The organism is Actinomycetospora sp. CA-101289 (assembly GCF_050955895.1).
Taxonomy (GTDB): Bacteria; Actinomycetota; Actinomycetes; order Mycobacteriales; family Pseudonocardiaceae; genus Actinomycetospora.
The window spans coordinates 3,397,943-3,420,765 of the sequence record NZ_CP192093.1 but is presented as its reverse complement, the minus strand read 5'-3'; the positions used below and the strand labels follow the sequence as shown (position 1 = coordinate 3,420,765).

21 protein-coding genes are annotated in these 22,823 nt (G+C 72.5%); 17 read left to right on the top strand and 4 right to left on the bottom strand.

Annotated elements, in window-relative coordinates; translation table 11 throughout:
- Positions 1–214 precede the first annotated feature (214 nt).
- A complete protein-coding gene (locus ACQPX6_RS17135; protein WP_433781479.1) occupies positions 215–1,960 on the top strand; it encodes an acyclic terpene utilization AtuA family protein in 1,746 nt (581 codons plus the stop codon).
- A 5-nt stretch (positions 1,961–1,965) separates the two neighbouring features.
- Positions 1,966–3,147 carry an acyl-CoA dehydrogenase family protein gene (locus ACQPX6_RS17130; RefSeq protein ID WP_433781478.1) on the top strand — a complete coding sequence of 394 codons (1,182 nt, stop codon included), beginning with the start codon at positions 1,966–1,968 and terminating at the stop codon, positions 3,145–3,147.
- A 17-nt stretch (positions 3,148–3,164) separates the two neighbouring features.
- Here the strand turns inward: ACQPX6_RS17130 and ACQPX6_RS17125 are convergent, their stop codons facing one another.
- Positions 3,165–3,923 carry a FadR/GntR family transcriptional regulator gene (locus ACQPX6_RS17125; RefSeq protein ID WP_433781477.1) on the bottom strand — a complete coding sequence of 253 codons (759 nt, stop codon included), beginning with the start codon at positions 3,921–3,923 and terminating at the stop codon, positions 3,165–3,167.
- Positions 3,924–4,000: 77 nt separating this feature from the next.
- On the opposite strand from ACQPX6_RS17125, the gene ACQPX6_RS17120 reads away from it, so the two are divergent.
- Genes ACQPX6_RS17120 through ACQPX6_RS17080 form a run of 9 tightly spaced genes read left to right on the top strand, consistent with a single transcriptional unit; the run spans position 4,001 to position 12,919 of the window.
- Positions 4,001–5,101, top strand: coding sequence for an acyl-CoA dehydrogenase family protein (locus ACQPX6_RS17120; protein WP_433781476.1), 1,101 nt, complete (start codon positions 4,001–4,003; stop codon positions 5,099–5,101).
- 48 nt (positions 5,102–5,149) lie between these two features.
- A complete protein-coding gene (locus ACQPX6_RS17115) occupies positions 5,150–6,316 on the top strand; it encodes an acyl-CoA dehydrogenase family protein (RefSeq protein ID WP_433781475.1) in 1,167 nt (388 codons plus the stop codon).
- Between the two features lie 13 nt (positions 6,317–6,329).
- Positions 6,330–7,085, top strand: coding sequence for an SDR family NAD(P)-dependent oxidoreductase (locus ACQPX6_RS17110; RefSeq protein ID WP_433781474.1), 756 nt, complete (start codon positions 6,330–6,332; stop codon positions 7,083–7,085).
- Positions 7,085–8,260 (top strand): thiolase family protein, encoded by a 1,176-nt coding sequence (locus tag ACQPX6_RS17105; RefSeq protein ID WP_433781472.1) that lies wholly within the window; start codon positions 7,085–7,087, stop codon positions 8,258–8,260. The genes ACQPX6_RS17110 and ACQPX6_RS17105 overlap by 1 nt, the downstream gene beginning before the upstream one ends.
- Before the next feature lie 8 nt (positions 8,261–8,268).
- A complete protein-coding gene (locus ACQPX6_RS17100; protein WP_433781471.1) occupies positions 8,269–9,489 on the top strand; it encodes an acetyl-CoA hydrolase/transferase family protein in 1,221 nt (406 codons plus the stop codon).
- Complete coding sequence (locus ACQPX6_RS17095) at positions 9,486–10,244, top strand: SDR family NAD(P)-dependent oxidoreductase (RefSeq protein WP_433781470.1); 759 nt, start codon at positions 9,486–9,488, stop codon at positions 10,242–10,244. Before ACQPX6_RS17100 ends, ACQPX6_RS17095 begins: the two co-directional genes overlap by 4 nt.
- 10 nt (positions 10,245–10,254) lie before the next feature.
- Positions 10,255–11,031, top strand: coding sequence for an enoyl-CoA hydratase/isomerase family protein (locus ACQPX6_RS17090; RefSeq protein WP_433781468.1), 777 nt, complete (start codon positions 10,255–10,257; stop codon positions 11,029–11,031).
- A 26-nt stretch (positions 11,032–11,057) separates the two neighbouring features.
- A complete protein-coding gene (locus ACQPX6_RS17085) occupies positions 11,058–12,116 on the top strand; it encodes an LLM class flavin-dependent oxidoreductase (protein WP_433781467.1) in 1,059 nt (352 codons plus the stop codon).
- Positions 12,113–12,919, top strand: a complete 807-nt coding sequence (locus ACQPX6_RS17080; protein WP_433781466.1) for an enoyl-CoA hydratase/isomerase family protein — start codon at positions 12,113–12,115, stop codon at positions 12,917–12,919. Before ACQPX6_RS17085 ends, ACQPX6_RS17080 begins: the two co-directional genes overlap by 4 nt.
- On the opposite strand, the gene ACQPX6_RS17075 is transcribed toward ACQPX6_RS17080, so the two are convergent.
- Genes ACQPX6_RS17075 through ACQPX6_RS17065 form a run of 3 tightly spaced genes read right to left on the bottom strand, consistent with a single transcriptional unit; the run spans position 12,920 to position 15,761 of the window.
- A complete protein-coding gene (locus ACQPX6_RS17075; protein WP_433781465.1) occupies positions 12,920–13,819 on the bottom strand; it encodes an SDR family oxidoreductase in 900 nt (299 codons plus the stop codon).
- Positions 13,816–14,952 (bottom strand): acyl-CoA dehydrogenase family protein, encoded by a 1,137-nt coding sequence (locus ACQPX6_RS17070; RefSeq protein WP_433781464.1) that lies wholly within the window; start codon positions 14,950–14,952, stop codon positions 13,816–13,818. The genes ACQPX6_RS17075 and ACQPX6_RS17070 overlap by 4 nt, the downstream gene beginning before the upstream one ends.
- An 8-nt stretch (positions 14,953–14,960) precedes the next feature.
- The gene (locus tag ACQPX6_RS17065; RefSeq protein ID WP_433781463.1) at positions 14,961–15,761 is read right to left on the bottom strand and encodes an enoyl-CoA hydratase-related protein; all 801 of its coding nucleotides are present in this window, start codon (positions 15,759–15,761) and stop codon (positions 14,961–14,963) included.
- Between the two features lie 216 nt (positions 15,762–15,977).
- Here ACQPX6_RS17065 and ACQPX6_RS17060 point away from each other — a divergent pair, with 216 nt between their 5' ends.
- Genes ACQPX6_RS17060 through ACQPX6_RS17035 form a run of 6 tightly spaced genes read left to right on the top strand, consistent with a single transcriptional unit; the run spans position 15,978 to position 22,447 of the window.
- On the top strand, positions 15,978–17,165 hold the full coding sequence (locus ACQPX6_RS17060; protein ID WP_433781462.1) for a 2-hydroxyacyl-CoA dehydratase subunit D: 1,188 nt from the start codon (positions 15,978–15,980) through the stop codon (positions 17,163–17,165).
- Complete coding sequence (locus ACQPX6_RS17055) at positions 17,162–18,502, top strand: 2-hydroxyacyl-CoA dehydratase subunit D (RefSeq protein WP_433781461.1); 1,341 nt, start codon at positions 17,162–17,164, stop codon at positions 18,500–18,502. The genes ACQPX6_RS17060 and ACQPX6_RS17055 overlap by 4 nt, the downstream gene beginning before the upstream one ends.
- On the top strand, positions 18,499–19,389 hold the full coding sequence (locus ACQPX6_RS17050) for an acyl-CoA dehydratase activase (protein ID WP_433781460.1): 891 nt from the start codon (positions 18,499–18,501) through the stop codon (positions 19,387–19,389). The genes ACQPX6_RS17055 and ACQPX6_RS17050 overlap by 4 nt, the downstream gene beginning before the upstream one ends.
- Positions 19,386–20,162 carry an SDR family NAD(P)-dependent oxidoreductase gene (locus ACQPX6_RS17045; protein ID WP_433781459.1) on the top strand — a complete coding sequence of 259 codons (777 nt, stop codon included), beginning with the start codon at positions 19,386–19,388 and terminating at the stop codon, positions 20,160–20,162. The genes ACQPX6_RS17050 and ACQPX6_RS17045 overlap by 4 nt, the downstream gene beginning before the upstream one ends.
- Entirely contained in the window at positions 20,159–20,779 is a 621-nt protein-coding gene (locus ACQPX6_RS17040; protein WP_433781458.1) for a TetR/AcrR family transcriptional regulator, read from the top strand. Before ACQPX6_RS17045 ends, ACQPX6_RS17040 begins: the two co-directional genes overlap by 4 nt.
- A 15-nt stretch (positions 20,780–20,794) precedes the next feature.
- The gene (locus ACQPX6_RS17035; protein WP_433781457.1) at positions 20,795–22,447 is read left to right on the top strand and encodes an AMP-binding protein; all 1,653 of its coding nucleotides are present in this window, start codon (positions 20,795–20,797) and stop codon (positions 22,445–22,447) included.
- Positions 22,448–22,823: the final 376 nt, after the last annotated feature.

Here is a 22,823-nt window from a genome sequence, read left to right as displayed (position 1 = left end):
CCGCCGCGAAGCGGTCGCTGACGGTGGGAATCTCCATCGATCGCCGTCCTCGGAGTCGTGGCGTGGGTCACCTGATTCGGTCGAACGTACAATGGTCGGTCCAAAACGACAACCACCGGTCGGCGTCGACGACCGCCTTGACAGCGGCCCGGCGGATCCCGGTCAATGGACAGACCATTTACACGACCAGACCGCGACCAGGGGGGTGTGACGGATGACCGAGCACCGCCGACCGGTGCGGATCGCCAACTGCTCCGGCTTCTATGGCGACCGTCTCGCGGCCGCGCGCGAGATGGTCGACGGCGGGCCGATCGACGTCCTGACCGGCGACTACCTCGCCGAGCTGACCATGCTCATCCTGGCCAAGGCCCAGGCGAAGGACCCGGCGCTCGGCTACGCGCGCACGTTCCTCACCCAGGTCGAGGACGTCCTCGGGACCTGCCTCGAGCGCGGCATCCGGATCGTGGCCAACGCGGGCGGGCTGAACCCTGACGGGCTCGCCGAGGAGATCCGCGCCGTCGCCCGTCGGCTTGGGCTCACCGCTCGCGTCGCCCACGTCGAGGGCGACGACCTGCGGGCCGACCTGTCGCCGATCGTGCCGCCCGTGGAGGCCAAGCCGCTCTCGGCCAACGCCTACCTCGGCGGCTGGGGCATCGCCGCGGCCCTGGACGCCGGCGCCGACGTCGTCGTCACCGGGCGGGTCGCCGACGCGTCGCTGGTCACGGGCCCGGCGGCGTGGTGGCACGGCTGGGAGCCGGACGACTGGGACCGGCTCGCCGGTGCCGTCGCCGCGGGCCACGTCATCGAGTGCGGTCCGCAGGCCACCGGCGGTAACTACGCCTTCCTCGACGAGGTCACCAGCCCGAACCTGCCCGGGTTCCCGATCGCCGAGGTGGCCGCCGACGGCTCCTCGGTGATCACCAAGCACCCCGGTACGGGCGGGGTGGTCAGCGTCGGCACGGTCACCGCACAGCTGCTCTACGAGATCGCGGGGCCGGCCTATCCCGGGCCCGACGTCACCCTGCACGTCGACTCGCTGGCGCTGACCGGCGAGGGCGACGACCGGGTGCGGATCGACGGTGCCCGGGGCACCCCGCCGCCGGCGACGCTGAAGGTGGCGCTCAACGACGTCGGCGGGTTCCGCAACACCATGACCCTGGTGCTCACGGGTCTGGACATCGAGGCGAAGGCCGCGATGGCCGAGCGGCTGCTGTTCGAGGCCGCGGGCGGCCGGGATCGGTTCCTCGAGGCCGACGTCCGCCTCCTGCGCTTCGACACCCCGGACGCACCGACCAACGAGCAGGCCGTCGCGCACCTGCGGGTCACGGTCAAGGACCCGGACCGGACGAAGGTGGGCCGCGCGTTCTCCGGCGCGGTCACCCAGCTGGCCCTCGCCGGCCATCCCGGCGTCCACACGACCACCCCGCCCACGGACGCCTCGGCCTTCGGCGTGTACCGGCCGGCGGCGGTCCCGCGCTCCGCGGTCGAGCAGCGCGTCGTCCTCGACGACGGGTCCGGTCCGGCGGTGCCCGCACCGCCGGCGACCGCCGAGGTCCCCGAGCCACCGGCCGGGGAGGGCTCCACGCAGGGGTTCGGCCCGACCCGACGCGCGCCCCTGGGGCGGGTGGCCGGTGCCCGCTCCGGCGACAAGGGTGGCGACGCCAACGTCGGCTTCTGGACCCGGGACGACGCGTCCTACCCGTGGCTGCGGGCGTACCTGACCGTCCCGCGGATCCGCGCGCTGCTCGGCCCCGAGGCGGCCGACCTCGCGATCGACCGGTACGAGCTCCCGAACCTCCGGGCGATCAACCTCGTCGTGCACGGGCTGCTCGGCGACGGCGTCGCGTCCGCCACCCGCCCCGATCCGCAGGCCAAGGGCCTGGGCGAGTACCTGCGCAGCCGCGTCGTGGACGTGCCCGTCGCCCTGCTCCCGCCCGGTGCCACCCAGGAAGGGGACTGACCGCCGTGGACCTCGCGGATTCGCCGGAGGAGGCCGAGTTCCGGGCGCGCGTGCGGGACTGGCTGGCCGACAGCCTGCCCCGGCTGCCGTGGCCCGAGCCCGTCGAGCTCACCGACAAGCTGCCGTTCTGGCGGCAGTGGCAGCGCCTGCTGTTCGACGGCGGCTACGCCGGCCTGACGTGGCCGCGGGCCCACGGCGGCCAGGGCGTGGACGCGAAGATCCGGGCCGTGTTCGCCGAGGAGGCGGATCGGGCAGGCGCTCCGGAGCGGCTCAACACCGTGGGGGAGGACTTCGCCGGCCCCACCATCGTCGCGTTCGGCACCGAGGCCCAGAAGGACCGGTTCCTCACCCCGATCCTCACCGGCGACGAGCTCTGGTGCCAGCTGTTCTCCGAGCCGGAGTCGGGCTCCGACCTCGCGTCGCTGCGCACGCGCGCCGTGCGGGACGAGGGCGGGTGGCGCATCTCGGGCCAGAAGATCTGGACGAGCCGCGCCCACATCGCCGCGAACGCGATCCTGCTGGCCCGCACCGGCGGCGAGGACAAGCCGCGCCACCGGGGGATCACCTACTTCCTGCTGCCGATGGACAGCCCCGGGGTCACCGTCCGGCCCCTCGCGCACATGCTCGGCGAGGCCGAGTTCAACGAGGTGTTCCTCGACGACGTGTTCGTCCCCGACGACCTGGTGCTCGGTGAGGTCGACGGCGGCTGGAAGGTCGCGATGGGCACCCTCGGGTTCGAACGGGTCGCCATCGCCACCGGGCGCGTCAACACCCGTCGCGCCGTCGACGACATCGTGGCCGACGTCCGGGCGATGACCGACGACGCGGGCCGCCCGCTCGGGGCCGATGCCGCGGTCCGGCAACGCGTCGCTGACCTCTACAGCCGGGCGCTGGTGCACCACGCCATCGGGCAGCGGGTGCTCACCGCCGCCGCGGACGGCAGCCCACCCGGCCCAGCGACGTCGATCGGCAAGCTGTACTTCTGCCCGCTGGTCGAGGACCTCGCCGACTTCCGCCAGTCGCTCTCACCGCTCGGTGGGCAGCTGGCGCCGGACGAGCAGTCGGCGGGGGAGAGCCGCTGGCAGCGCCTCGCCTACCAGGCACGCGGCACCGCGATCGCCGGCGGATCGACCTTCATCCAGCGCAACATCGTGGCCGAGCGCATCCTCGGCCTGCCCCGGTCATGACCAGGTGGGGGCCAGAGTCACTCCGGGTCGGGCAGGGTGATCGACGTCCGGTCCTCGGCCTCGAGCGCGGCCTCGGCGTAGGCGTGGACGTGGCGGCTCATGCGCCGGACCGCCGCGTCGGGGTCCTTGTCCTTGATCGCCCGCGTCACGGACTTGTGGGCCCGGACCGCGATCGAGCGGACTTCCTCGTTGACGAAGCCCTCGTTGTGCGTGGCCGTGTAGATGGCCCGGGAGAGCGCCATCATGATCCCGGTCAGGATCTCGTTGTGGCTCGCGCCGGCCACCGCGACGTGCCAGTCGACGTTGGCCTGCAGGAACTCGTCGAGGCTGCCGCTGGTCGCGATGGTCTCGTTCGCGGCCTCCAGTCGGCGGAGGTCCGCCGGGGTGCGGTGCAGCGCGGCGAGCCGCGCGCAGGAGGGCTCGATGGCCTCGCGGGTCTCGTGGATCGAGGACAGACGGATGCGGCGGCCGCGGATGAGCAGGTCGAGGGAGTCCGCGACGGACTCCTCGCCGGGGTGCTGCACGAAGGCACCGCCGGCGCGTCCGGCCTTGATCCGGATGAGGCCCTGGACCTCGAGGATGCGCAGCGCCTCGCGCACCGTGGTCCGGCTCATGCGGGTCTGGACCACCAGCTCGCGCTCGGGCGGGAGCGGGGTGCCCTCGGTGTACTCGCCGGACAGGATCCGCTCGCGCAGCTCTGTGGCCAGCACGTCCGACGCCTTGGGCACCGCCATCGGCGACAGCCGGATGGCGGGTCGGGCCTCGCTCGAGGTCATCCGGGCTCCCGGGTTACTGGGCCAAAGGTCTGACCCAATTTAGCATCGACGATCGAATCCGCCGCGAGGAGCAAGCAATGCGCTGGGAACTCTCCGAGGAGCAGGCCGACTTCCGGACCGTGCTCGCTGAGTGGCTCGCCGACCGGTGCGGGCCCTCCGAGGTGCGGGGATGGCTCGACGCCGGGGACCCGTCCGCGTTCGAGGACCGGTTCATGGCCGAGGGCTGGTTCGCCGTCGGCTCCCCGGAGGACCTGGGCGGGCAGGGCGGCGGGCTCGTCGAGCTCGCCCTCGCGGCCGAGGAGCTCGGACGGCGGACGGCCCCGGCTGCCGGCTGGCTCGGCTCGATGCTCGCGGTCCCGGCGCTGGCTGCCGCCCCGGAGGAGGCGAAGGCGCTGTTCGCCGACGGTGTCGTCACCGTCCTCGCCGCGCCGGCCGGGTCGGTCCCGACCGCCCGGGCGACGGTCTCCGACGACGGCTCGTCGGTGAGCGGCACCGTCTCCGGTGTCCTCGGCGCGGACCGCGCGCGGCGCCTGCTCGTGCCCGTCCAGGGCGAGCGGAGCGACGGGGGAGAGTCCGAGGGCCGGCACGGCATCGCCTTCGTGCTGGTCGACGCCGATGCCCCGGGGGTCGCCATCCGGCGCCGCGAGCTCACCGATCGCAGCCGCTCCGTCGCCGACGTGGTCCTGGACGGCGCCCGCGGGACCCCCGTCGCCGGGGACGCCGAGCAGCACCTCGAGGACGCCGCGCTGCGCAGCGCGGTGCTCGTCGCTGCGGACGCCCTGGGGGCCGCGGAGCGGATGCTCGACATGAGCGTCGAGTACGCGGGCCAGCGCAAGCAGTTCGGGGCGACCATCGGCTCGTTCCAGGCGGTCAAGCACGCGGCGGCCGAGATGCTGGTGACCGTCGAGTCGGCGCGCTCGATCGTCTACCTGGCCGCCGCGTCGGTCGAGGCCGGGCACCCGGACGCGCCCGCGCACGCCGCCGCGGCGAAGGCCCAGGTGACGGCGCGCGCCGCGCACGCCGCGGACGACGCGCTGACCCTGCACGGGGCCATCGGCTACACGTGGGAGCACGACCTGCAGCTCTCGTACAAGCGGGCCAAGCTCGACGAGGCCCTCTTCGGGACGCCGGCCGCGTGGAACGAACGCCTCGCTGTGAGCCTCGACCTCGTGCCCTGACTTTTGGTCAGTCCTTTGTTAGTGTCGGTCCGAAGCTGGAGGTGCACCGTGGACTTCGACCTCACCGAGGACCAGGCGATCATCCGGAAGGCGGTCGCCGAGCTCGCCGGCAAGTTCGACGACCACTACTGGATGGAGAAGGACCGGGACCACGTCTTCCCGACCGAGTTCTACGACGCCCTGGCGTCGGGCGGCTGGCTGGGGATCACGACACCCGAGGAGTACGGCGGCCACGGCTTCGGCATCAGCGAGGCGTGCCTGCTGATCGAGGAGTGCGCGCGCTCCGGCGGCGGGATGAACGCCGCGAGCGCGATCCACCTGTCGATCTTCGGGATGCACCCGGTGATCAAGCACGGCTCCGAGGAGCTCAAGGCCCGGACGCTGCCGCGCATCGTCGACGGCAGCCTGCACGTCTGCTTCGGGGTCACCGAGCCCGGCGCCGGCCTCGACACCACGCGGATCACCACCTTCGCCCGCCGCGACGGCGACCACTACGTCGTCAACGGGCGCAAGGTCTGGATCTCCAAGGCCCAGGAGTCCGAGAAGGTCCTCCTGCTCACCCGCACCACGAAGTTCGAGGACGCGGCCCGCAAGACCGACGGGCTCACGCTGTTCCTCACCGACCTCGACCGCGAGCACATCGACATCCGGGCCATCCCGAAGATGGGCCGCAACGCGGTCTCGTCGAACGAGCTGTTCATCGACGACCTGCGCATCCCGGTCGAGGACCGGGTGGGGGAGGAGGGCGAGGGCTTCCGCTACATCCTCGACGGTCTGAACCCGGAGCGGATGCTCGTCGCGGCCGAGGCGCTCGGGCTCGGGCGCGTCGCCCTCGACCGCGCCGTGCGCTACGGCAACGACCGCGAGGTGTTCGGCCGGCCCATCGGCCAGAACCAGGGACTGCAGTTCCCCCTCGCGGACTCACTGGCACGTCTCGACGCCGCCGAGCTGATCCTGCGCAAGGCCTCCTGGCTCTACGACCGGGGCGAGCCGTGCGGGCGCGAGGCCAACACCGCCAAGTACCTGTGCGCCGACGCCGGCTTCGAGGCCGCCGACCGCGCGCTGCAGACCCACGGGGGCATGGGCTACTCCGAGGAGTACAACGTCGCGCGCTACTTCCGCGAGGCCCGCCTGCTGAAGATCGCGCCCTTGAGCCAGGAGATGGTCCTCAACTACCTGGGCTCGCACGTCCTCGGCCTGCCCCGGAGCTACTGATGGGGAGCTGCTGATGCCCGCCCTCGACGTCTTCTCACTCGACGGGCGCACGGCGCTCGTCACCGGCGCCGGCAGCGGCATCGGCGCCGCCGTGGCCACGGCCTTCGCCGCCGCCGGGGCCGCGGTCCTCGTCACCGACGTCGACGGGGCCGCGGCTGAGCGGGTGGCCAAGGAGATCGGCGGGACGGCGCGGAGCGCCGCGCTCGACGTCCGTGACCGCGCGAGCGCCGACGCCGCCGCCGCGCAGGCCGCCGAGCTCGGTGGCGGCACCGTCCACGTCCTGGTCAACAACGCCGGCGCGATCGCCCCGGCGATGTTCGGCAAGCTGGCCGAGGACGACTTCCGGCGCATCGTCGAGATCCACCTCATCGGCTCGTTCACCTGCTCCCAGGCCGTGCTGCCCCACCTGCCCGACGACGGCACCGGGCGGATCCTCAACGTCACCTCCGCCGCCGGTCTGGTCGGCACCATCGGGCAGGCCAACTACGGCGCGGCCAAGGCCGGCATCGTCGGGCTGACCAAGTCGATGGCGAAGGAGCTCGCCCGGCAGCAGGTCACCGTCAACGCGCTCGCCCCGCTGGCAGCCACGCCGATGACCGAGAACATTCGCAGCAACGAGAAGCTGGCGGCCAAGACCCTCGAGCGCATCCCGCTCGGGCGGTGGGCCGACGCGGCCGAGATCGCGGCGAGCTTCGTGTTCCTCGCCTCCAACGCGGCGTCCTACATCACCGGACAGGTGCTGCCGGTCGACGGCGGGACGGTCATCTGATGCCGCTCACGGGACGCGAGGTGCTGATCGCCGAGGCCGCGCGCACGCCCTTCGGGAGGTCGCACCCTGAGCGCGGCTGGTTCCGCGACACCCACCCCAACGATCTCCTCGGCGCGGTCTACCGCGCCCTGCTGAGCCGCGCCGACGTCGTCCCCGACGTCGTCGAGGACCTCGTCGTCGGCTGCACCGCCCCCTTCGGCGAGCAGTCGCGCAACATCGCCCGCAACGCCTGGCTCCAGGAGGGCTACCCGCCCGAGGTCCCGGCCGTCGTGCTCGACCGCCGGTGCGGGTCGGCCCAGACCGCCGTCGAGATGGGCGCCGCCCTCATCGCCTCGGGCACCCACGACGTCGTGCTGGCGGGCGGGGTCGAGCACATGGGCCACGTCCCGATGAGTTCGCCCGCAAAGATTTCCGAGCTCTACGGGGAACCGTGGACCGCGGCGATGTGGGAGCGCTACGCCTTCGTCGGCCAGGGCGAGAGCGCCGAGCTCATCGCGGAGCGCTGGGACCTCTCCCGGCAGGAGATGGACGAGTTCGCCGCCCGGTCGCACCGGCTCGCGGCCGCCGCGATCGCGGCCGGCCGCTTCGACGCCGAAGTGATCCCGTGGGAGCTCGACGGCGCCGTGCGCACGAGCGACCAGACCGTGCGGCCGGGCACCGACGCCGCCGCCCTCGCCGGTCTGCAGCCCGCGTTCCGCCCCGAGCACGGGCGGATCACCGCGGGCTCCTCCTCGCCGATCTCCGACGGCGCCGCGGGCGTGCTACTGGCCTCGCGCGCGGCGGTCGACGAGCACGGCCTCGTGCCGCGAGCGCGCATCCTCGACCAGACGACGGTCGGGGTCGACCCGGTGATCATGCTGACCGGCCCGATCCCGGCGACCCACAAGCTCCTCGAGCGCAACGGCCTCGCGATCTCCGACGTCGACCTGTTCGAGGTCAACGAGGCGTTCAGCTCCGTGGTGCTGGCCTGGGAGCGCGAGCTGAAACCCGACCCGGAGCGCGTCAACGTCAACGGCGGAGCGATCGCGCTCGGGCACCCCGTGGGCGCCAGCGGCGCGCGCCTGGTGGCCACCATCGTCGCGGAGATGGAGCGCCGGGACGTCGAGCTGGGCCTGGTCACGATGTGCTGCGGCGGCGGGCTGGGCACCGGAACCCTGATCCAGCGGGCCGCGTGATGCTCGACATGAGGGCGCACGTGCAGGCCGGCGACGGCGTCTGGTGGAGCCAGGCCGGCGCCGAGGCCACGCCGCTCGTCGACGCCCTGCTCGACCAGCTCGGCGACATCGGTGCGGTCCGCGCCTTCTGCGGGCTGACGTTCAACCGGCGGCTCGCCGACCCGCCCGCGGAGCTCTCGCTCGTGTCCTACGGCGCGATGGGGGAGCTGCGCGGCGCGAGCGCCGCCGGCCGCCTCGACGTCATCCCCGCCCACTACTCCGTGCTGCCCCGGCTCTTCGCCGAACGCACGCTGCCCGGGGACGTCGGGCTCGTCCAGGTGTCCCCGCCCGGACCCGATGGCCGGTGCTCGCTCGGGATCGGCGCCGACTACGCCGCCGACGCCGTACGCCACAGCCGGACGCTCATCGCGGAGATCAACCACCGGATGCCGGCCACCGCCGGCACCGACGGCATCCCCCGCCAGCGCTTCGCCGCCGTGGTGGAGACCGACCGCCCGCTCCCGCCGGCCCCGGAGCGTGCCCCGGACGTCGTCGACGAGGCCATCGCCGCCGGTGTGGCCGCGCTCGTCGAGGACGGCGACACCGTGCAGATCGGCGTCGGCGCCCTGCCCGCGGCGATCCTCGACGGCCTCTCGAGTCACCGCGACCTCGGCTTCCACGCCGGCCTGCTCACCGACGGCGTCCTGCGCCTCGTCGACAAGGGCGTGCTCACCAACGCGCGCAAGGAGATCGACACCGGCGTCTCCGTCACCGGCACGGCCATCGGCAGCGCCGACCTCTACGCGCGCCTGGGCGAGATGCCCGTGGCGTTCCGCCCGGCGAGCTACACCCACCACCCCGGGGTCCTGGCGCGCCTCGGCCGGCTCGTGTCGATCAACTCCGCACTCGAGGTCGACCTCACCGGACAGGTCGGCGCGGAGATCGCCGGCGGCCGCTACCTCGGCGGCGTCGGCGGGCAGGCGGACTTCTCCGGCGCCGCCGCCCGGACCGGGGCCCGCTCGATCATCGCGCTGCGCTCGACGAGCGGCGGCGCGTCAACCCTCGTGCCCGCGTTGCGGGGCCCGGTCACCACCGCGCGTGCCGACGCCGACGTCGTCGTGACCGAGCACGGCGTCGCCCACCTGCGGGGCTGCCCCCTCGCCGAGCGCGGCCGGCGCCTCGCCGCGATCGCCGCACCCGAGCACCGCGAAGCGCTCCTGACGAAGACACCGACGGAAGGGTCACCGTGAGCCAGAGAACCGCGTTCGTCACCGGCGGCGCCCAGGGCATCGGCCAGGGCATCGCGACCACTCTCGGCGCCCAGGGCTTCGGCGTCGCCGTCGTCGACCTGAACCTCGAGGCCGCCCAGGCCACCGCGGCCGCGATCGCCGACGCCGGCGGCACCGCCGTCGCTGTCGCCGCCGACGTCACCGATACCGCGTCGGTGCAGGCCGCGGTCAAGACCGTCACCGAGGAGCTCGGCCCCGTCGACGTCGCGGTCAACAACGCCGGCTGGGACGACTTCATGACGTTCCTCGACACCACCGAGGACTTCTGGGACCGCATCCTCGACATCAACTTCAAGGGCGCCCTGCGGGTCGCCCACGCCGTCGTCCCCGGCATGGTCGAGCGCGGCTGGGGTCGTGTCGTCAACATCGGTTCGGACGCGGGCCGTGTCGGCTCCTCCCTGGAGGCCGTATACTCCGGGGCCAAGGGCGGGATCATCGCCTTCTCCAAGACCCTCGCCCGCGAGGTCGCGACGAAGGGCGTCACGGTCAACACCGTGTGCCCCGGCCCGACCGACACCCCGGCCCTCCGGAAGTTCGCTGACTCCTCGGGCCAGGACGCCGACAAGGTCCTCGGCGGCATGACCCGCGCGGTGCCGATGCGCCGCCTCGCCCAGCCCGCCGACGTCGCGGGCGCGGTCGCCTACTTCGCGTCCGACGCCGCCGGCTACGTCACCGGCCAGACGCTGTCGGTCAGCGGCGGCCTGACGATGGCTTGAGGGGACGACGATGAGCACTGAACCCGTCGTGACCTGGACAGACGCCGGCGACGGCGTCCTCGTGGTCACCCTCGCGCGGCCCCCCGCCAACGCCCTCGGCCCACCGATCATCGAGGGCCTTGACGCGGCCCTGGACCACGCCGTCGCCCGCGACGTCCGCGTCCTCGTCCTGACCTCGGCGGTCCCCGGGTTCTTCGTCGCGGGCGCCGACATCAAGCACCTGGGGGCGGTGGACGCCGCATCGTTCACCGCCTACGGCGACCGCCTGCGCGCCGTGGTCGAAGGGCTGGCCGCCGCCGACCTCGTCAGCATCGCCGCGATCGAGGGTGTCGCCCTCGGCGGCGGTCTTGAGCTCGCCATGGCGGCCACGATGCGCGTAGCCGGCGACGACGCACGCTTCGGTCTCCCCGAGGTCCGCCTGGGGCTGATCCCCGGCGCCGGTGGCACCCAGCGCCTGCCGCGCCTCGTGGGTCGGGGGCGGGCGATCGACATCATGGCCACGGCCCGCCAGGTCCCTGCGTCCGAGGCCGCCGCCATCGGGCTGGTCGACCGGCACGTCGCGGCGGGCACCGCACGCGACGTGGCGCTCGAGCTGGCGGGCACCCTCGGCGCGCTCTCGCGCCCGGCCCTGGCCGCCGTGGTCCGGACCGTCGACGCCGCGTTCGACCGGCCCCTGCCGGAGGGCCTGGGGTACGAGGTGGCGCAGATCCAGGAGCTGTTCGAGCACGGCGAGGCCGCGGAAGGGATCGCCGCGTTCCTCGAGAAGCGCCCCCCGAAGTTCGCCTGACCGACGGCTGGAAGAGGAGCGCGACGATGCGTGACGGGCTGGGGCACCTGGGTCTGACGATCTTCACCGGTGGCCGGGGTCGGGAGCGGTTTCGGCGGGCCGGCGAGCTCGCCCGTCGCGCGGAGGACGCCGGCTTCGGGGCCGTGTGGACCGGGGAGCTGTACAGCCGCTCGGCGACCATCCCGATGGCGGCGCTCGGGCTCGCTACCGAGCGCGTCGCGGTCGGCTCCAACATCGCCTACGGCGTCGGGCGCGCGCCGCTGGTGTGGGCCGTCGAGGCCCGCGACCTCGACGAGCTGACCGAGGGTCGGCTCGTCCTCGGGCTCGGCAACGGCACGAGCGGGATGATGAAGAACTGGCTGTCCACCGACGGCTCGTCACCCGCGACCCGTATGGAGGAGCTGGTCACCGTGCTGCGGGCGCTGTGGCGCCTGCACGAGGGACCCGTGCACCACGAGGGCCGCTTCTACACGGTGCACGTCGCGCCCCCCGCCACGGTGGAGCCGCCCTTCCGCGAGCACCTCCCGATCTGGACCGCAGGCGTCGGCCCCGCGATGGTGCGGGTCGCCGGCCGCGTCGCCGACGGGCTCGTCGCGCACCCCATGACGACACCCGCGTACCTGGAGCAGGCGATCCGCCCGGAGCTCGAGCGCGGCGCCGAGCAGGCCGGGCGATCGCTCGACGGGTTCGTCGTCAAGGGGATGCGGATGTGCGCGGTCGACGACGACGAGGAGGCCGCACGGTGGCGGCTCGCCGTGGCGATCAGCCAGTACGCCGCCTCCCGGGTCTACGACCGCCTCTTCGCCCTCCACGGCTGGGAGGCCGCCCAGCAGCGCATCCGGTCGGCGGCGCGCGACGGCGACCCGCGGCGAATGGCCGCCGAGGTGCCCGACGAGGCGATCGACGCGATCGGGATCGCGTGCCGGCCGGACGCGTTCCGAGAGCGGGTCGCCCGCCACGCGGAGCCGTTCGGCCACCTCGATCTCTGCGCCCCGCCCTGGGGCCTGGACGACGACGAACTGGAGGAGGCGACGGGCCGCATCCTCGACGCCCTGACCCCCGCGCTCGAGAGGACCGCGCCGTGACCGACGGCCCCTGGACCACGCTGCGGCTCGATCGGCCCCGCGAGGGCGTCGTCGTCCTGACGCTCGACCGGCCCGACCGGCTCAACGCCATGACCGCGACGATGTTCGCCGAGCTCGAGACGGTGGCGCTGGCCCTCGATCGCGAGGAGGGCCTGCGCGTCCTCGTGGTCACCGGCGCCGGCCGGGCGTTCTGTGCGGGCTACGACCTCGCCGACGCCGAGGCGCTGCCCTCGCTCGGCGCGCTGGGGATGCTCGACCTGCAGGAACGCGCGGCGCGCGCGCTGGCCGCGGTCCGGGGCATCCGGGTCCCGGTGGTCGCGGCCGTCAACGGTGCCGCCGCCGGCGGGGGGATGGCCCTCGCCCTCGCGGCCGACATCCGTCTCGCCGCGCCGACGGCGAAGTTCAACGCCGCCTTCGTCACGATCGGCCTCTCGGCCGGTGACCTGGGGACGTCCTGGCTGCTGCCCCGCCTCATCGGGCCGGCGGCGACCGCGGAGTTCGTCTACACGGGCCGGCTCATGGAGGCGCCCGAGGCGGAACGGCGGGGGCTGGTCAACCGCATCGTGCCCGCCAACGAGCTCCTCGACGCCGCGCTGGCCATGGCGGAACAAATCTGCGCCAACTCGCCCGGTGGGGTCCAGCTGTCCAAGCGCGCCCTGCAGGCCAACATGGAGGTCACGTCGTACGCGGCCGCGCTCGAGCTGGAGAACCGCGGGCAGGCCCTGCTCACCCGGACCGAGGACATGGGGGAGGCCCTCGCTGCGATGCGCGAACGGCGCCCGCCGATGTTCACCGCGCGGTGATCAGGCGCGCTGCGCCTTGCTCGCCGCCGTGGCCGCCTTGCTCTTCTCGCGCGCCTCGGCCCAGTCCTCCGCGGTGAGCGAGGTCAGCCCGGCGAAGGTCCCGGGGCCGGCGAGCATCTGGCCGCCGTCCATGGCGATGGTCTGCCCGGTGAGGTAGTCGCAGGCGTCGGAGAGCAGGAACATCGTGAGGTGGGCCAGCTCCTCCATGGTGCCGGTGCGACCCATGGGGATCTGGTCGGCCTGGGTCGCGCCGACCGCGCTCCTGTCGGTGGGGTTGAGCATCTCCCACGCGTAGTCGGTGGGGATCGGCCCCGGGGCCAGCGCGTTGAGTCGGATGCCGTACTTCGCCCACTCCACGGCGAGCGACATCGTCATCGAGTGCACGGCGGCCTTGGCCATCGCCGAAGGGGTGACGAACGCCGACCCCGTCCACACCCAGGTCGTCAGGGTGGAGAGCACCGAGCCCGGAAGCCCGGCCTCGATCCAGCGGCGCCCGGCGGCATGGGTGGTGTGGAAGCTGCCCTTCATCACCGTTGCGGTGACGGCCTCGAACGCTCGGGGGCTCAGGGACTCGGTCGGGGCGATGAAGTTGGCGGCCGCGTTGTTGACGACGCCCGTGAGGGGGCCGTGCGTGTCCCACAGGACGCCCATCGCGGTGTCGACGGCGTCGCCGTCGCGGACGTCGACGGTTTGGACGTGCACCGATCCCGGACGCGACGCCGACGCCTCGGCCGCGGCCTCGTCGAGGACACCCTGCCGGCGACCCCACAGGTGCACCTCGGCTCCGTGGTCGACGAGGTGGCGCGCGACGCCGCGACCCAGGCCGGTCCCGCCCCCGGTGATGAGGACCCGCTTGCCCGCCAGCAGGTCCGGCGCGAACGGGCTCTTCGTCCCGCTCACAGGCCCAGCCCCTTCCCGATGATCTCGCGCTGGATCTCGTTGGTGCCCCCGTAGATGGGCGGCGCGAGCGCGGACCGGACCTGGCGCTCCATCCCGTACTCGGAGGCGTAGCCGTAGCCGCCCATCATCTGCATCGCCTCGAGCGCGACGTGCTTCGCGGTCTCGGTGCTCTTGAGCTTCGACATCGAGCTGTCCCGGGCGAGGTCGGCCTCCTCCCCGGCGTCGATGCGGTCGGCGACGTCGTAGAGGAACGCGCGGCAGTGCGCGACCTCCGTGGCGAGATCGGCGATGCGGTGGCGGATCGCCTGGAAGCTGCCGATGGTGCGGCCGAACTGCTCGCGCTGAGTGACGTAGGTCAGGAGGTCGTCCAGGGACCGCTCGGCGGCGCCGACCTGCATCGCGGCGATGATCACGCGCTCGACCCCGAGCCCGCGCATCAGCTGCTTCCAGGCGTTGCCGGCACTGCCGACGACGGCGGACGCCGGGACCCGGACGTCGGTGAACCACAGGTCGTTGACGACGCGGGCGCCCATGGTCTCGATCCCGCGGATCTCGAGGCCGGGGGCGTCGGCGGGGACCATGAACAGCGTCAACCCGTCGTGCTTGCCGCCGGTCGGGTCGGTCCGGGTGAGCACGAGGACGTGCTCGGCCAGGTGCGCTGCCGACGTCCACGTCTTCTGCCCGTCGAGCACGTACTCGTCGCCCTCGCTGCGTGCCCGCAGGCGGGCGGAGCCGAGGTCGGAGCCCGCGCCGGGCTCGCTCAGGGCGATCGCCTCGACCCCGCCGGCGCAGAGAGTGGACACCACCGTGCGGCGCTGCTCGGCGTCGCCCCAGTGCAGGTAGGTCTGGGCGGCGGTCAGTCCCGTGCAGTAGGCGTCGATCATCGCCTGCCCGCGCGAGGCCTCCTCGATGAAGACGCACTCGTCGACAAACGACCCGCCGACCCCGCCATCCTCGGCCGGTAGCGAGATGCCGAGCCACCCGAGCGCACCGAACCGGCGCAGCAGCTCGGGACTGTTGTGGTCGGTCCCGCCCGCGGTCAGCGCGTCGCGCTGCTCCGCCGTGCCGCACTCCCGGGCGCAGAACGCCCGGACCTCGCGGGCAAACCCCTGCTGCTCAACGCTGAACCGCACGGCGTCTCCTAGTGGGTGCGGTACGCCGCGAACCGCGGGTCGCGCTTCTCGTTGAACGCCGTGATGCCCTCGCGAGCCTCCTCGGTCTCGCCGAAGAGCTTCAGCGTCGTGTACGCCATGTTCCCGATGCTGATCATGTGCTCGGTGTCGGTGTTGAACGACTGCTTGAGCACCTTCAGCGCCGTGGGCGAGTAGGCGAGCATCGTGTCGGCGTACCTGCGGACCTCGTCCCTGAGCTCGGCCGCGGGGACGACCCGGTTGACCAGGCCCCAGTCGAGGGCTTCCTCGGCGCTCAGGCGGCGGAGCATGAACCAGATCTCCCGTGCCCGCTTCTCGCCCACGACCCTGGCGAGGTAGGCGGAACCGAGGCCGGCGTCGAAGGAGCCGACCCGGGGCCCGTTCTGGCCGAACGTCGCGGTGTCGGCGGCGATGGACAGGTCGGCGAGCACGTGCAGCACGTGACCGCCGCCGATGGCGATGCCGTTGACCGCCGCGATCACGGGCTTGGGCACGTCGCGGATCACGCGGTGCAGGGCCTCGACCTCGAACAGGCCCGTCTCGGAGGGCCCGTAGTCGCCGGTCTCCATCCGCTGCTTCTGGTCGCCGCCGGCGCAGAACGCCTTCTCCCCGGCGCCGGTGAGGGCCACGACCCCGACCTCGTCGTCGGCCCAGGCGAGCTTGAACGCGAACACCAGCTCGTCGACCGTGCGCGCGCGGAAGGCGTTGAACCGGTCCGGCCGGTTGATCGTGATCCACGCGAGACCGTTCTCGACCTCGTAGGTGACGTCGGTGAACTCCTCGGGCTTCATCGGACCTCTTCCTCGACGCGGAGCGAGGGCACGAGCCCTGGCGCTTTTTGGCCTGACCTTCATACCATCGACCAAAGCCCGCAGGAAACAGTCCGTGGGGGTGTCCACGGGCGCAGCTGTGGCGGACACGGCTAATGGTCTGTCCAAAGTCTTGTCTGCTGAGTGCGACTCAGTTAGCGTCGGGATCCTCTCGACGAGGCAAGGGGAGGGGACCGCATGGCTCCCGCGACGCAATCCGCGGCCGACGCGCTCGCCGCGCTGAGTGAGGTCGCCGACGACCCGGACGCCTACGTCGTCCGGTGGAAGGAGCGCACCGGCGGTCGGGCGATCGGGGTGTTCCCGATGAACTTCCCGGCCGAGATCGCCCAGGCGGCCGGCGCGTTGCCGGTGGTCATCCAGGAGAACCGCGAGCCGGACAGCCTGGGCCGCAACCTGCTGGCGGAGTTCTACTGCGGCTACACCCGCAACCTCGCCGACCAGGCGGCGAAGGGCACGCTGGACATCTACGACGCCTTCTTCCAGGCCGACCACTGCATCCAGCTCCTCGGCGCGGTCGACGTGGTGCGGTCCGAGGTGCCCGACGCGCCGGTGTTCTTCGGGCAGCTCCCGACGTCGATGTCCGACCCCTGGGCCCGCGATCGGGCCCTCGCGACCATGCGGTCGTTCGTGGAGGAGGTGGGGCACTTCGCCGGGGCTCCCGTCACCGATGCGGCTCTGGCGGACGCCATCGCGGTGTCCAACGAGAACCGGCGGCTGCTCCGGGAGGTGTACGCCTCCCGGCGGGCCGGGAACGCCGCGCTGTCGTCCTCACAGATGCAGGCGCTGGTGAAGTCCAGCATGGTGATGGACAAGCAGGAGCACACCGCGCTGCTGCGGGACGTCGTCGCCGGCCTGGCCGCGACTCCGCGGGACGACCGGGTCCGTCTGTACCTGTCCGGTCACCTCTCCCACGCCCCGCGGCCCGAGCTCCTGGCGGCCATCGAGGACTGCGGCGCCATCGTCGTCGACGACGACCTGTTCACCGGCGGCCGCTACATCTCCACCGACGTGCCCGAGGACGGCGATCCGGTCGAGGCGCTGGCCGAGTGGTACCTGCGGCGCGACGCGGTCGCCCCCTGCCCGACGCTGGTCAAGCACGAGACCGACTGGGAGGACCTGTTGGTCGACGCGGTGGAGACCGCGGGCGCCCAGGGCGTGATCGTTCTGATGGTGCGGTTCTGCGAACCCCACATGCTCTATTACCCGGAGCTGCGCAAACGCATGAACGAGCGGGACATCCCGCACCTGCTGATCGAGACCGAGCACGAGGGCCTGCCGGTGGAGACCGTGCAGACCCGCGTCGAGGCCCTGCTGGAACGCATCCGCAGGAACACCGCTCCGCGCGCCCTGGAGGCGACCCGATGACCACGGCCACGACCGGCAAGCTGAACCGCCTGGCGATCAACAAGGCCGGCGGCAAGATGGTCGCCGACTACTGGGAAAACGTCTTCGCCGCGCGGGAGCGTGGTCAGAAGGTGGTCTGGTACAACGGCTCGGCTCTCAACCCGATCTTCCAGGCCGCCGGGATGGCGTGGTGCCACGGGGAGGCCTTCTCCGCCCGGCTGGCCGCACAGCACCTGGAGGGCCCGGCCCAGCTCGCCGGGGCCGAGTACGGCTACGTCGGCGAGCTCTGCTCCTACTCCCGGACCCACCTCGGCTGCGCGGTCCTGAGCCAGGAGCGCTCGAACGGCTCGGGCAACGGCCCCGGGATGGTGGGGCTGCCGGAGCAGGCGGAGCTCGCGAGCCGGTTGCCCACACCGGACGTGTTCGTCAACGCCTACGCGGGGTGCAGCACCGGGCAGCAGTGGGACGACATCTCCTTCCGCGTGTTCGGCAAGGACGTGCCGATCTTCAACGTCTCCATGCCCTACATGTGGAGCAACAGGTCCGGTGAGGGCTACATGGTCGGCGAGGAGTGGGAGCGCTCGTCCCGCTACGTCGCCGACCAGCTCCACGAGCTGGTGCCGTTCCTGGAGTCCGTCACCGGTCGCCCCTTCGACTGGGACGCCTACCGGCAGAACATGGCCTACATCAAGAAGGCCTCCGAGCTGCGGCAGAAGGCCATGAAGCTGTGCCGCCTCACCCCGGCGCCGGCGACGTTCTGGGACTGGATCGGCAACGTCGCCCACATCAACTTCCTGCCCGCGAACCAGGAGCTGGTCGACTTCTTCGCCGCCGTGCTGGCGGAGGTCGAGCAGCGGGTGGCGGACGGCGTCGGCGCGATCGCCGACGAGCGGTACCGGGTGTACTTCGACGGCTTCATGAACTGGAACCACCTCGGCCTGCTTTCGAGGAAGTTCGCCGCCCACGACGTCGCCGTGGTCGCCGGTCGCTACACCCACCACGCGTTCTGGCAGGAGCCGCAACTGCTCGACCCGGAGGCGGACGACCCGTTCCTCGGGCAGGCCCAGAACAACCTGCTCTGCCCGATGAACCACAGCACGAAGACGACCACGGGTCTGGTGCTGCGCGACTGCGACTTCTACGACGTCGACGGCATCGTGTTCCACTCCACGCGCACCTGCCGGGCGTTCACCAACCCGCAACGGCTGATGGCCAAGGCCGCGCAGGAGAAGCGGGGTCTGGCCACGATGTTCTTCGAGGGCGACATCGCCGACGCCTCGTTCTACAAGGACGAGGTCCTCGAGAGCCGGCTGGCCGCGATGCTCGAGGTGATCGACGTGCGCCGGGCCCGCACGTGACGGGCCACTACCTCGGCGTCGACCTGGGCTCCACCACGGCCAAGGTCGTCGTCCTGGACGCCGCCGGCGACATCCGCGCCGCCGAGGTGGTGCAGATGGGCGCCGTGAGCCGGGCGGGCTGCGAGCGGGCACTCGAGCTGGCCCTGGCCACGGCGGGCATCACGCGCGACGACGTCGCCGGCGCCATCGCCACCGGGTACGGCCGCCGGCTCGTCCCCGGGGTCGACCGCTCGTTCACCGAGATCACCTGTCACGCCCGGGGCGCGGCGGCGATGAGTCCGGGCGTGCGGTTGGTGGTGGACATCGGCGGCCAGGACAGCAAGGCCATCGCCGTCGACGACGAGGGCCTCGTCGAGAACTTCGCCATGAACGACCGGTGCGCGAGCGGCACCGGCCGGTTCTTCGAGGTGCTCGCCCGGGCGATCGAGTGCGACCTCGGGGAGCTGGCTGCCCTCGCGCTGGCGGGCGACAAGGCGCTCGAGGTCTCGAGCATGTGCGCGACCTTCGCCGAGACCGAGCTGATCTCGCTGCTGGCCCAGGGCGAGCGACGCGAGGACATCGCCGCCTCGGTGCACCGTGCGGTCGCCACCCGCACGCTGGGGCTGGTCGCGCAGGTCGGTCGCCGCTCGCCGGTCGTCATGACGGGCGGGGTCGCGCACAACGCCGCGGCCGTGCACTTCCTCGCCGAGTCGCTCCGCGCCGAGGTCACGGTGCCGGCGTCGCCGCAGGTCACCGGCGCCTACGGGGCGGCGCTGCTCGCGCGCGACGGTGCGGGGCGGGCCGCCAGGGGAGCGGGGGAGACCGCGGTGGACGCCCGGGAGCCGGCGCGGTCGTGCTCGACCTGCGACGTGACGACCCCGACGAATCTGGGGGTGCCGGTGCCGTGAACGACCGATCCACGGGCCGCTCCGTGATCATCACCGGGGGTACCTCCGGTGTCGGCCTCGCGACCGCCCACCGATTCGCCGCAGCGGACGGCACCCGGATCGCGCTGATCGGGCGCAACGCCGAGCGCGGCAAGCAGGCGGTCACCGCGGTCACCGCAGCCGCGCCGCGGTGCGACGTGCACTTCGTGGCCGGCGACGCGAACGACCCCGCACAGGCGCTCGCGGCGGTGACCGCGGCGGGCGACCTCCTCGGCGGCGTCGACGTGCTCGTCAACTCCACGACCGCCTTCTACGTGCCCGGGTTGCTACGCGACATCCCGATCGAGGACATCGCCGACATCCTCACCGGTCAGGCGCTGGGCCCGATGCACATGTGCCGGGCGGTGCTGCCGTGGCTGGCCGAACGGGGCGGCGGATCGATCGTCAACGTCGCCTCCGACGCCGCCAAGGTGCCGACCCCGGGGGAGGTCGTGATCGGCGCCGCCATGGCCGCGATCGTCACCTTCAGTCGGACGCTGGCCGTCGAGGCCAAGCGGGAGGGCATCCGGGTGAACGCCGTGACACCGTCGCTGATCGAGGGCACGGCCACGGGGGAGCGTGCGCTGGCCGGCGGCTTCTCGAAGAAGCTCTTCGAGAAGGCCCGGCAGCAGGCGCACCTCGGCGCGACCGAGCCGGACGACCTCGCCGGGCTGATCGCCTTCCTGTGCAGCCCCGACGCCGCGCGGATCACCGGCCAGGTGATCAGCGTCAACGGCGGGATCTCGGTCGCGTGACCCGCACCGGGGCCCGGCTGCGGCCCGACGAGCGCATCGCGGAGCTGGTCGCCGCTGCCCGCACCCTGCTCGGCGAGGTCGGCTACGAGCGTTTCCTGCCCGCCGAAGTGGCCCGGCGCTGCGGCGTCTCCGAGGCGACCGTGTACCGCTACTTCCCCACGAAGCGGGAGCTGCTGGTCCGGGTCGCGGAGGACTGGTTCGACGAGGTCCTGGTCGCGCTCGAGCCGGGCGTCTCCCAGCAGGCGAGCACCCACGAGCGCTTGCGCTACGTCGTGCGCTACGCCGTCGAGGTGGTGCGCCGCGAGCCCACCCTGACGCGCTACATCCTCAACGAGCTCCGTCCCGACCCCGGGTTCCGGGGAACGAGCATCCATCGCCTCAACCGGCGCTTCACCGGGATCGTGACCGGGGTGCTGCGCGACGGCGTCGTCCGCGGCGACCTCCGCGACGACGTCGGGGTGGAGCTCCTCCGGGACATGGTCTTCGGGGCGATCGAGCACCAGGCGTGGGCCTACCTGCGGGGCGAGGGCGACTTCTCCATCGACCGCACCACCGACGGCATCACGACCGTCATCTACCGCGGCATGGCCGCTGATCGAGCCGACGAGCCGAGCTGACGAAGGGGTCCTCCCATGCCCACCGATTCCTACTGGCCGGCCGAGCCGGGCGAGGTCCGCGACGTCACCGTCTGCGAGACCATCCGCCACGCGGCGGCGACCGTGCCGGACCGCCTCGCGCTCGTCGACTGCGTCGCCGATCCGGCCGCGCGCCGGGAATGGACCTACGCCGAGTTCCTCGCCGACGCCGAGCGCACGGCCCGGGCCCTGCTGGCCCGCTTCGCCCCCGGCGACCGCATCGCCGTCTGGGCGCCGAACAGTGCGGTGTGGGTCGTGCTGCAGCAGGGCGCCGCCCTGGCCGGCGTGGTGATGGTCGCGCTCAACCCGGCCTACCGTGCCCGCGAGCTGGAGTACGTGCTGCGGCAGTCCGGTGCGGTCGGGCTGTTCTGCGTCGACTCCTACCGCGACTTCGCGATGCGGGACCTCGTCGAGGACCTCCGGGCGGACCTGCCCGACCTGCGTGAGGTGTTCTCCTTCTCCGACTGGGACGCGTTCCTCGAGACCGGAGACCCCTCCACCACCCTGCCGACGGTGTCGCCCGACGATCTTCTGCAGATCCAGTACACCTCCGGCACCACCGGCTTCCCCAAGGGCGCGATGCTGCACCACAAGGGGCTGGTCAACGAGGCGACGTTCGTGGCCGACCGGTCAGGGCTCGACGACGGCGGGGTCTACATCAACGCCATGCCGATGTTCCACATCGGCGGCGGCGCCGTGACGTCGTTCGGTGCCTGGGCCAAGCGCGGCACCTTCGTGATCCTTCCCGGCTTCGACCCGGGACACCTGCTCGAAGCGTTCGAGACCTACCGGGGCACCCACGCGCTGCTGGTGCCCACGATGCTGATCTCGGTGCTGGACCACCCCGACCGCCCTCGCCGCGACCTCTCGAGCGTGCAGACCATCCTCAGTGGCGCCGCGGCTGTGCCCGCAGCCCTCGTGCGGCGGACCATGGACCTGCTGGGCTGCCGCTTCAGCATCCTGTTCGGCCAGACCGAGACCCACGGCGTCATCAGCCAGACGCGGGTCACCGACGAGCCCGAGGACCAGGCGAACACCGTCGGCCAACCCCTGCCGCAGCTCGAGGTCAAGATCGCCGACCCTGTCACCGGCGAGCCGGCACCGATCGGGGAGCAGGGCGAGATCTGCTGCCGCGGCTACCAGAACATGCTCGGTTACTACGCGCTCCCGGACGAGACCGTCGCGACGATCGACGCCGACGGTTGGCTGCACCTGGGCGACATCGGGAACATGGATGCGCGCGGGTATCTCCAGGTCACCGGCCGGATCAAGGACATGATCATTCGCGGCGGGATGAACCTCTACCCGGCCGAGATCGAGGCCGTGCTCACCGGCCACCCGGCGATCGAGACCGCCGCGGTGATCGGGGTGCCGGACGACACCTGGGGCGAGCAGGTCGGCGCCGTCCTGCGCGTGCGCCCGACCCACGAGCGTCCGTCGGTCGACGAGCTCACCGCATTCCTCCGCGGGCAGCTTGCCCCACACAAGACGCCGGTGTTCTGGGCTTACCGGTCCGATCTGCCGATGACCCCCAGCGGAAAGATTCAGAAGTTCGTCCTCCGCGAGGAGGTCGTGAAGGGCCTGCTCACCTTCGACGAAGTCCGCCCCACCGCCGAACCCGGCACGACGGAGCAGGCTGTCATCGCCTGAGGTTCGCGAAGCAGTTGCGGTAGCGGCTCCGAGGTCGGCGACGTAGAGGGCGAGGAGCTCGCTCGCCGGGTACGCGTCCGGCGACTTCCGGTGTGCCGTGGGCGCTCGCGCCGGTCCTCCGTCACCGTCTCGAGCATCGGCCACCGCCTCCGGAGGCCGGGCGACCCGGTGCGCTCGAGCGCCCTACCTGGCCTCTCAGCAGTCCGAGGATCGCAGCACGTGCCTCGCTGAGCCCCTCGTGCCCTGGAGTTCGTGCCACGAGCCGTGCCACGCACTCAAGTCCGGACTTCGTCGTGAGGCCCGGTCGCTGCCTCGGACGTCGGAATCAACTGCGGGTGCGCCCACCGCCAATTCTCGGGGCCATCACATGGTGGGC

Bases quoted from the DNA above. Each gene is read 5' to 3' on its own strand.
- ACQPX6_RS17135 (WP_433781479.1), top strand. From the start codon at position 215: ATGACCGAGCACCGCCGACCGGTGCGGATCGCCAACTGCTCCGGCTTC.
- ACQPX6_RS17125 (WP_433781477.1), bottom strand. From the start codon at position 3,923: ATGACCTCGAGCGAGGCCCGACCCGCCATCCGGCTGTCGCCGATGGCG.
- ACQPX6_RS17120 (WP_433781476.1), top strand. From the start codon at position 4,001: ATGCGCTGGGAACTCTCCGAGGAGCAGGCCGACTTCCGGACCGTGCTC.
- ACQPX6_RS17110 (WP_433781474.1), top strand. From the start codon at position 6,330: ATGCCCGCCCTCGACGTCTTCTCACTCGACGGGCGCACGGCGCTCGTC.
- ACQPX6_RS17105 (WP_433781472.1), top strand. From the start codon at position 7,085: ATGCCGCTCACGGGACGCGAGGTGCTGATCGCCGAGGCCGCGCGCACG.
- ACQPX6_RS17100 (WP_433781471.1), top strand. From the start codon at position 8,269: ATGAGGGCGCACGTGCAGGCCGGCGACGGCGTCTGGTGGAGCCAGGCC.
- ACQPX6_RS17090 (WP_433781468.1), top strand. From the start codon at position 10,255: ATGAGCACTGAACCCGTCGTGACCTGGACAGACGCCGGCGACGGCGTC.
- ACQPX6_RS17085 (WP_433781467.1), top strand. From the start codon at position 11,058: ATGCGTGACGGGCTGGGGCACCTGGGTCTGACGATCTTCACCGGTGGC.
- ACQPX6_RS17065 (WP_433781463.1), bottom strand. From the start codon at position 15,761: ATGAAGCCCGAGGAGTTCACCGACGTCACCTACGAGGTCGAGAACGGT.
- ACQPX6_RS17060 (WP_433781462.1), top strand. From the start codon at position 15,978: ATGGCTCCCGCGACGCAATCCGCGGCCGACGCGCTCGCCGCGCTGAGT.
- ACQPX6_RS17055 (WP_433781461.1), top strand. From the start codon at position 17,162: ATGACCACGGCCACGACCGGCAAGCTGAACCGCCTGGCGATCAACAAG.
- ACQPX6_RS17035 (WP_433781457.1), top strand. From the start codon at position 20,795: ATGCCCACCGATTCCTACTGGCCGGCCGAGCCGGGCGAGGTCCGCGAC.